Source organism: Oceanibaculum pacificum, assembly GCF_001618175.1.
Lineage (GTDB): Bacteria > Pseudomonadota > Alphaproteobacteria > Oceanibaculales > Oceanibaculaceae > Oceanibaculum > Oceanibaculum pacificum.
The window spans coordinates 1-8,376 of record NZ_LPXN01000040.1; the positions used below are offsets into that span (position 1 = coordinate 1).

The 8,376-nt window shown below is 66.7% G+C and carries 8 protein-coding genes; 5 read left to right on the plus strand and 3 right to left on the minus strand.

Features of this window, described 5'->3' with window-relative positions; genetic code table 11:
- Positions 1-76 precede the first annotated feature (76 nt).
- The 4 genes from AUP43_RS03565 (at position 77) to AUP43_RS03580 (ending at position 4,763) form a co-directional block, all read left to right on the plus strand.
- On the plus strand, positions 77-1,948 hold the full coding sequence (locus AUP43_RS03565) for an ABC transporter permease (protein ID WP_067552818.1): 1,872 nt from the start codon (positions 77-79) through the stop codon (positions 1,946-1,948).
- Positions 1,945-2,721, plus strand: a complete 777-nt coding sequence (locus tag AUP43_RS03570) for an ABC transporter ATP-binding protein (protein WP_067552821.1) — start codon at positions 1,945-1,947, stop codon at positions 2,719-2,721. The genes AUP43_RS03565 and AUP43_RS03570 overlap by 4 nt, the downstream gene beginning before the upstream one ends.
- The gene (locus AUP43_RS03575) at positions 2,721-3,422 is read left to right on the plus strand and encodes an ABC transporter ATP-binding protein (RefSeq protein WP_157089225.1); all 702 of its coding nucleotides are present in this window, start codon (positions 2,721-2,723) and stop codon (positions 3,420-3,422) included. The genes AUP43_RS03570 and AUP43_RS03575 overlap by 1 nt, the downstream gene beginning before the upstream one ends.
- Positions 3,423-3,554: 132 nt before the next feature.
- Entirely contained in the window at positions 3,555-4,763 is a 1,209-nt protein-coding gene (locus AUP43_RS03580; protein WP_067552828.1) for a lipase family protein, read from the plus strand.
- A gap of 30 nt (positions 4,764-4,793) precedes the next feature.
- Here the strand turns inward: AUP43_RS03580 and AUP43_RS03585 are convergent, their stop codons facing one another.
- Entirely contained in the window at positions 4,794-5,381 is a 588-nt protein-coding gene (locus AUP43_RS03585; protein WP_067552831.1) for a uracil-DNA glycosylase family protein, read from the minus strand.
- Positions 5,375-6,091: a Sir2 family NAD+-dependent deacetylase gene (cobB, locus tag AUP43_RS03590; protein WP_067552833.1), complete on the minus strand. Its 717-nt coding sequence runs from the start codon at positions 6,089-6,091 to the stop codon at positions 5,375-5,377. The genes AUP43_RS03585 and cobB overlap by 7 nt, the downstream gene beginning before the upstream one ends.
- Positions 6,092-6,257: 166 nt before the next feature.
- Here cobB and AUP43_RS03595 point away from each other — a divergent pair, with 166 nt between their 5' ends.
- Positions 6,258-7,100, plus strand: a complete 843-nt coding sequence (locus AUP43_RS03595) for a DMT family transporter (protein WP_067552835.1) — start codon at positions 6,258-6,260, stop codon at positions 7,098-7,100.
- Between the two features lie 4 nt (positions 7,101-7,104).
- Here AUP43_RS03595 and AUP43_RS03600 read toward each other — a convergent pair whose 3' ends face one another.
- Positions 7,105-8,151, minus strand: a complete 1,047-nt coding sequence (locus tag AUP43_RS03600; RefSeq protein WP_067552837.1) for an NADP(H)-dependent aldo-keto reductase — start codon at positions 8,149-8,151, stop codon at positions 7,105-7,107.
- Positions 8,152-8,376 lie beyond the last annotated feature (225 nt).

Sequence of the window (8,376 nt, forward strand, 5' to 3'; positions counted from 1 at the left end):
GCCCCCTCCCCCTTGAGGGGGAAGGGTTGGGGAGGGGGTGGCCTCCGCACCGCCCGCCGATAACGGAACCCACGCCTTGGAATTCTTCCTTTCCCAGCTATTGACCGGGCTTGCCAGCGCATCGGCGCTGTTCCTGGTGGCGTGCGGGCTGACGATCATCTTCGGCGTCACCCGGATCGTGAATTTCGCCCATGGCAGCTTCTATATGCTGGGGGCCTATATCGCCTATTCGGCGATCGGCTGGGCTGGCGGCGGCGCCTTGGGCTTCTGGGGCGGCGTGCTGGCGGCCGCCATCGCCGTCGGGCTGATCGGCGTGGCGATGGAGGTGACGGTCCTGCGCCGCATCTATCACGCGCCGGAGCTGTTCCAGCTGCTCGCCACCTTCGGCGTGGTGCTGATCGTGCAGGATGTCGCGCTGTATCTCTGGGGACCGGAAGATCTGCTCGGCCCGCGCGCGCCGGGGCTGACCGGCGCGGTGGCGCTGGGCGGGCAGCGCGTGCCGCAATACGACATCTTCCTGATTCTGTTCGCGCCGCTGGTGCTGGCCGCCTTGTGGCTGCTGTTCCACCGCACCCGCTTCGGCATTCTGGTCCGCGCGGCGACGCAGGACCGGCAGATGGTGGCGGCGCTGGGCGTGAACCAGAAATGGCTGCTGACCGGCGTGTTCTTCCTGGGCGCAGCTCTGGCCGGACTGGGCGGCGCGATCCAGCTGCCCAAGGGCAATGCCAGCCTGGCAATGGATCTGGGCATCATCGCCGAGGTGTTCGTGGTGACGGTGGTAGGCGGCATGGGCTCGATCTTCGGGGCCTATCTGGCCGCCCTGCTGATCGCCCTGATCCGCGTCTTCGCGGTGGCCAATGCCGGCACTAGCCTGCTCGGCATCCAGCTCTGGCAGGTGGAGCTGGTGCTGATCTTCGCGGTCATGGCGGTGGTGCTGGTGGTCCGCCCCTGGGGCCTGCTGGGCAAGCGCGAGACGCCGCAGGGGCATCACGGCGCGGTCGAACCGCCGCTGCTGCCGGCCCCGGCATCGCTGAAATATTTCGCCCTGGCCGTCGCGGCACTACTGGTAGCACTACCGACATTCGCCGGCACCTATCCCTTGATCATCGCCACGGAAATCCTGATCTTCGCGCTGTTCGCCGCCTCCTTGCATTTCCTGATGGGCGTGGGCGGCGTCATCTCCTTCGGCCATGCCGCCTATTTCGGCCTGGGGGCCTATGGCGCGGCGCTGACGGTGAAACATTTCGGCTGGCCGATGGAGGCCGCCCTGTTCGCCGGCCCGCTGGGCGGGGCGCTGGGCGCGCTGATCTTCGGCTGGTTCTGCGTGCGGCTGTCGGGCGTCTATCTGGCCATGCTGACGCTGGCCTTCGCGCAGATCGCCTGGGCCGTGGTGTTCCAATGGATCGACGTGACCGGCGGCGATAACGGCATTCTCGGCGTCTGGCCCTCGGCCTGGGCGTCCAAGGCCCCGGCCTTCTATGGATTAGCGGCGGCGGTGGTGGTCATCATGCTGCTGGCGATCCGCCGCATCGCCTTCTCGCCCTTCGGCTATGCGCTGCGGGCCGGACGCGACTCGCCGCTGCGCGCCGACGCCATCGGCATCGATGTGCGCCGCATGCGCTGGTTCGCCTTCACCCTGGCCGGCCTGTTCGCCGGGGTGGCGGGCGGGCTGTTCGCCTTCCTGAAAGGCAGCGTCTCGCCGGAGCTGATGGGCATTCCGCTGTCGGTCGACGCGCTGGTCATGGTGCTGCTGGGCGGCGTGCAGACGCTGGCCGGCCCCATCGTCGGCGCGGTCACCTTCACCGCGCTGAAGACCGAGCTGGTGAGCCTGACGAATTACTGGCGGCTGCTGCTGGGCCTCATCATCGTCGGGCTGGTGATCGCCTTCCCGCAGGGCATCGCGGGCTTCGTGCGCGCCCGCCTCATGAAAGGGGGGGAACGGGCATGACCGATACATCCCCCACGCTCCAGGTCTCCGGCCTGTCCAAATCCTTCGGCGGCGTGCAGGCCGTCGGCGACGTGTCCTTCTCCGTTGCGGCCGGCGAGCTGCTGGCGCTGATCGGCCCGAACGGCGCGGGCAAGACCACCTGCTTCAACATGCTGATGGGCCAGCTCCGCCCCGATACCGGCTCGATCCGGCTGAAAGGGCGGGAGATCACCGGCCTTGCCCCGCGCCGCATCTGGCGGCTGGGCGTCGGGCGCACCTTCCAGATCACCGCCACCTTCGCCTCGATGAGCGTGCGCGAGAATGTGCAGATGGCGCTGCTGTCGCACCATCGCCGCCTGCTGTCGCTGTTCGCCGATGCCGGCCGGCACTACGTCGAGGAGGCGATGGCCCTGCTGTCGCTGGTCGGCATGGAGGGCCAGGCGGGCCGCGCCTGCGGCGTGCTGGCCTATGGCGATCTGAAGCGCGTCGAGCTGGCCGTGGCGCTGGCCAACGATCCCACCCTGCTGCTGATGGACGAGCCGACCGCCGGCATGGCCCCGCGCGAGCGCATCGCGCTGATGGAGCTGACCGCCGGCATCGTGAAGCAGCGCGGCATCTCAGTGCTGTTCACCGAGCATGACATGGATGTCGTCTTCGCCCATGCCGACCGCATCCTGGTGCTGAATCGCGGCCGGCTGCTGGCCGAGGGCACGCCGCACCAGGTGCGCGCCGATCCGAAGGTGCAGGAAACCTATCTGGGCAGCGGCAGCATGTTCGCCAGCGAGGGCCATTGATGCTGACGGTGGAAAAGCTGAACGCGCATTACGGGCGTGCGCATATCCTGGCCGATGTCGGGCTGAGCATCGCGCGCGGCGAGGTGCTGGCGCTGCTGGGCCGCAACGGGGCCGGCAAGTCGACGACGATGAAATCGATCATCGGGCTGCTGCCGCCGACATCCGGCAGCGTGCGGTTCGAGGATCGCGAGATCGCCGGCCGGCCGGCGCATGAGATCGCGCGCCAGGGCCTGGGCTATGTGCCGGAGGAACGGCGCATCTTCTCCGAGCTGACGGTGCTGGAGAATCTGGAGGTCGGCCGCCAGCCGCCCCGCCCCGGCACGCCGGCCTGGACGCCGGAGCGGCTGTTCGAGATTTTCCCCAACTTGGCCGAGATGCGCCGCCGCCCCGGTGGCCAGATGAGCGGCGGCGAGCAGCAGATGCTGACCATCGCCCGCACCCTGATGGGCAACCCCTCCCTGGTGCTGCTGGACGAGCCCTCCGAGGGGCTGGCGCCGAAGATCGTCGAGCAGATGGCCGAGACGCTGAAGGCGCTGAAGGCGGAGGGGCTGACGCTCATCCTCTCCGAACAGAACCTGCATTTCGCCCGCCTGGTCGCCGACCGCGCCACCATCATCGAAAAAGGCCGCATCCGCTTTACCGGCACCATGGCCGAACTTATGGCCGACGAGGAGGTCCGACAGGCTTATCTAACAGTATAAATCTGACGAAAACTGTCGTCGATATGACCATGACTTGAACATCGTCGCAGCTTTTCTGATTTCACTACCACAATAATTGTATTTGTGACGATTATATCCCCAATCACAATTCTTGATAGTGAGGAGGGGAGCATGGCTTACACCATCGTCCAGACCGTTCAAGCGCTGAACTTCGCTTCCAACGCCGTTGCCGGCATTCTCGGCGACCGGGAAAAGCTGGAGAGCCTCATGGCGGTCTATCTGAACGGCGGAACGCTGCCGGATAACACGGAGTTCCCGGGGTTTTTCCCGATCATGAACCCGGTCCTGGCCGGTGGCGACTGGCAGCCCGTCTGGGGACCGGCGGTCTTCTGCGCCCTGGGTCCGCAGGAAAAGGCGACCAACGTGATGTTCGTCGCCCATAGCGCGTCGTTGAAAACTTATGTCGTGGCGCTCGCCGGCACCAACTTCAACTCCGTTGCCGACTGGATTGCCGAGGATGGGAATGTCGGCGCGGATCATATGGCGCTCTATCCGATTGCCATCCCCTATACCGACCCCAACAATTCCATCCCGCTGGATTCCTCGAAACCCTACGTTTCCGGGGCCACGGCCGATGGCGTGAGCAACCTGATGACCAAGCTGCACGACCCCAAGACCGGCAAGGACATCAAGAAATACCTGGCCTCGGTTGCCAACGCGTCGGAGACGCTGATCTTCACGGGGCACAGCCTGGGCGGCGCCCTGTCGCCGACCCTGGCCATGCAGCTCTATCCGCGCGCCCAGACCAGCGCCAGCGGCTGGCAGAACGTGCTGGTGCAGCCCTCCGCCGGCGCCTCGCCCGGCAATGCCGCCTTCGCGCAAGCCTTCGCCTACAAGAGCGCCGACGGCAAGGAATGGGCCTATCCCGCCACGCCGACGGGCCTGACGGCCCCGTTCGACAATTGGAACGTCGACTATGCCAGCAAAAGAGATGTGGTGCCGCATGCCTGGAACCGCTTGGCGCAGGTGTTCATCCCGACCGGTTTGCCGCCGGTCACGCAGGTTCTCGGCACGTTCCAGACCATCTACGGCTATATGAAGAATACGCTGAAGACGGCGCTCGAAACCAAGTTGGACACCGCGCTCATCGGCGCCGACAGCCTCGCCAGCAACGGCGGCTACATGAATCTGCCGCTTAACGAGTTCGAGCCCGAATGGGGCACCTACGACGATACCGGCGCCTGGGTCTCCCTGCCGGTCTACGCCGAAAGCAATCCGATGTCGACGTTCGATGAATTCGATCCGCTGCTCCTCGCCGCGCATACCACGCAGTATGCGCGCTTCTTTGGCGTGCAGATCCCGCACCTGCCGAAGAGCTGAGGCCGGGCATCCGCAGGCCGGGTGCGGGGGCTACAGCAGCGCCTGCACCCGCCGCCTGAGTTCCGGCACCACCTCGTCCTGGAACCAGGGGCGCTGGCGCAGCCAGTTGCGGTTGCGCGGGCTGGGGTGCGGGGTGGGCAGGAAATCGGGCAGATAGTCGCGCCAGCGCGCCACCGTCTCCGCGACGCTGTTGCCGCGCCGGTCGCCCAGATAATAGGCCTGGGCGTAAGAACCGATCAGCACCGTCAACTCGATGCGCGGCAACAGGGTGCGGACCTGCCGGTGCCAGAGCGGCGCGCATTCCGGGCGCGGCGGGGAATCGCCGCCGCGCACGTCGCGGCCGGGATAGCACAGCCCCATCGGCATGATGGCGATGCGGCTCTCGTCGTAGAAAATGTCGCGGCCCACTCCCAGCCAGTCGCGCAGCGTGTCGCCGCTGGGATCGTTGAACGGGATGCCGGTCTTGTGCACCTTGGTGCCCGGGGCCTGGCCCACCAGCATCACCCGCGCCGTGGGCGCTGCCCGCAGCACCGGGCGCGGGCCCAGCGGCAGATGCGCCGCGCACAGCCGGCAGGCCGATATCTCGGCCAGCAGGGCTTCCAGTCTTTGCTCTACCATCCCTTCGCCAGAATACGCTCCACGAATGCCGGGACGATCTCGGTCGCCGGACCGTGGATCGCTTCCGCGAAATAGCTGGCTCCCACGGAAGGTTCCAGATTCAGTTCCACCGTATGGGCAAGCCCGCCGCGCCGCACCTCGTCGACGAAGCCGGCGGCGGGATAGACATTGCCCGAGGTGCCGATGGAGACGAACAGGTCGCACGCATCCAGCGCGGCGTGGATATCGTCCATGCCCAGCGGCATCTCGCCGAACCAGACGACATGCGGGCGTAGGCCGGCGACATGGCCGCAGGACGGACAGGCCGTGCCGACACTAAGATCGGCCAGCCATTCCCGCACGCTTTGGCAATGGCCGCAGCGAATCTTGCGCAGCTCGCCATGCATGTGCAGCACCGCGCGGCTGCCCGCGCGCTCGTGCAGATCGTCGATATTCTGCGTCACCAGCAGCACCGGGCCGGGCCATTCCGCCTCCAGCCGGGCCAATGCGCGATGCGCGGCATTCGGCTGGATCGCCGCGTCGCAAAGCTGACGACGGCGGTCATTGTAGAAATCATGCACCCGCACCGGATTGCTGCGAAAGGCCTGCGGCGTCGCCACATCCTCGATACGCACCGTGGCCCAGATGCCGTCGGCGTCGCGGAAGGTGGACAGGCCGGATTCCTTGGAAATGCCGGCCCCGGTCAATATCACGATGGATCGTTCGTTCATCCCCTCCCCTCACCCGGCTTTTGCCCAAGGATACAAGCAGACGGCGGCGATGCCAGCAGGATGATGAAAAATTCATATAGATGATTTTGACAACCTATCCGGATTGACCGCGCCGGCTTCATAAAACTGTAATGGCCGCCTGTCCCGCTGCGATGGATCGCCCGCCTTGTCCACCACCGTCATGCTGGCCGTTCTGGTCGGCGCTTTCCTGCATGCAAGCTGGAACGCGCTGGTAAAATCCAGCAGCGACAAATTCCTGGATACGGTTGTGCTGTTCAGCTGCGCTGCCGTGATGTCGTTGCCGGCATTGTTCTTCCTGCCGCTGCCGGCCCCCGCCGCCTGGCCCTACCTGCTGGGCAGCGCCGCCATCCACCTCGCCTATTTCCTGCTGGTCGCCGCCGCCTATCGCGCGGCGGATATGAGCTTCGCCTATCCCTTGATGCGCGGCACGGCGCCGCTGCTGGTCGCACTGGCCAGCGGCGCGCTGCTGGGCGAGCATCTCTCCACTGCGGCCTGGGCCGGCGTGCTGCTGATCTGCGGCGGCGTGCTGGGGCTGACGCTGGCCTACCGCCCGGCGGCCGGCACGATCTTGCCGCCGCTGGCCTTCGGCCTGGGCAATGCCGGCGTGATCGCCGCCTACACGCTGACCGACGGCCTGGGCGCGCGCCTGTCCGGCAATGCGCTGTCCTACACGCTGTGGAATTTCCTGCTGGCAGCACTGCCGCTGTTGACCGTGGCGCTGATCTTCCGCCGGCGTGATCTGCTGCCGCATCTGCGCCGGCGCTGGCGCCAGGGGATCGGTGGCGGAGCCTGCTCCATCGGCTCCTACGCGCTGGCGCTGTGGGCGATGACGCAGGCCCCCATCGCCTCGGTCGCGGCGCTGCGGGAAGTCTCGATCCTGTTCGCCATCGCGCTGGCCAGCTTCGCCCTGAAGGAGCGGGTCGGCTATGCCCGCACCGCCGCCGCGGTGGCGGTGCTGGGCGGCGCGGTGGCGCTAAGGCTGGGCTGACCGGCTACAGGATCGGCATCGGCTCCTGGCGCAGGATGGCGTCGATGCCGTCCAGTACCTCCGGCGACAGAGTGATGTCGGCGCTGCCGATATTCTCGACGAGCTGCGCGACGCTGGTGGCACCGATGATGTTGGCGGTGACGAATGGCCGGCCATTCACATAGGCCAGCGCCATCTGCGTCGGGCTGAGATCATGCTGCTTCGCCAGCGCCACCAGCTTCTCGGTCACCGCCACCGGCTTCGGCGCGATGTAACGGCCGAACCGGCTGCTGAACAGCGCCATGCGCGAGCCTTGCGGCATCGCCCCGCCGAGATACTTGCCGCTGAGCGCGCCCATGGCGAGCGGCGAGAAGGCGAGCAGCCCGACATCCTCGCGGATCGCCATTTCCGCCAGCCCGATCTCGAACGGCCGGAACAGCAGGCTATAGGCGTTCTGGATACTGGCGATGCGCGGCAGGCCCTTTTCCTCCGCCGCGCGCAGGAAGGCATGCAGGCCCCAGGGCGTCTCGTTCGACACGCCGACGGCGCGGATCTTGCCGGCCTTCACCAGCCCGGCCAGCGCCTCCAGCGTTTCCTCGATGGGGGTGGCGTCGGGCGAGTCCTTGTGCACATAGCCGAACTGGCCGGCGCTGTTGGTCTGCCGGTCCGGCCAATGCAGCTGGTAGAGATCGACATAGTCGGTTTTCAGCCGGCGCAGCGAGGCATCGATGGCGGCTTCGATATTCTTGCGGTCCAGCTTCGCCTTGCCGTCGCGGATATGCTCGAAGCCGCTGCGGCTGGCGCCGATCACCTTGGTCGCCAGCACGAACTTGTCGCGGTTCTTGCGCGCCGCTATCCAGCCGCCGATGATTTCCTCGGTGCGGCCCTGGGTCTTGGCGTTCGGCGGCACCGGATACATCTCCGCCGTATCGATGAAGTTGACGCCGTTCTCCAGCGCGTAATCGAGCTGGGCATGGCCCTCCGCCTCGGTGTTCTGCTCGCCGAACGTCATGGTGCCGAGGCAGATGACGCTGACATCGATATCGGTACGGCCAAGGCGGCGCTTTTCCATCGCGGAAACTTCTCCAAACAGGGGAACGGCGCGCCGAACGGCCGCCGGGGACGGCCTTCGGTATAACGCCAAGCGCGCCAAGCGTCACGTGCGGCATGTCCGCCCAGTGGGAATGTCCTTACCGCCCCCCATACCCTTCGAGACGGCGCTCACGCGCCTCCTCAGGGCGAGGGCATTGAGGACATCCGGCCGGCGCCGTTTACACCCTCATGCTGAGGAGCCCCG

What these genes read in the sequence shown, in the direction of transcription:
- AUP43_RS03575 (WP_157089225.1), top strand. Translation starts at nt 2,721, where the DNA reads ATGCTGACGGTGGAAAAGCTGAACGCGCATTACGGGCGTGCGCATATC.
- AUP43_RS03585 (WP_067552831.1), bottom strand. Translation starts at nt 5,381, where the DNA reads ATGGTAGAGCAAAGACTGGAAGCCCTGCTGGCCGAGATATCGGCCTGC.
- cobB (WP_067552833.1), bottom strand. Translation starts at nt 6,091, where the DNA reads ATGAACGAACGATCCATCGTGATATTGACCGGGGCCGGCATTTCCAAG.
- AUP43_RS03600 (WP_067552837.1), bottom strand. Translation starts at nt 8,151, where the DNA reads ATGGAAAAGCGCCGCCTTGGCCGTACCGATATCGATGTCAGCGTCATC.
- AUP43_RS03570 (WP_067552821.1), top strand. Translation starts at nt 1,945, where the DNA reads ATGACCGATACATCCCCCACGCTCCAGGTCTCCGGCCTGTCCAAATCC.
- AUP43_RS03580 (WP_067552828.1), top strand. Translation starts at nt 3,555, where the DNA reads ATGGCTTACACCATCGTCCAGACCGTTCAAGCGCTGAACTTCGCTTCC.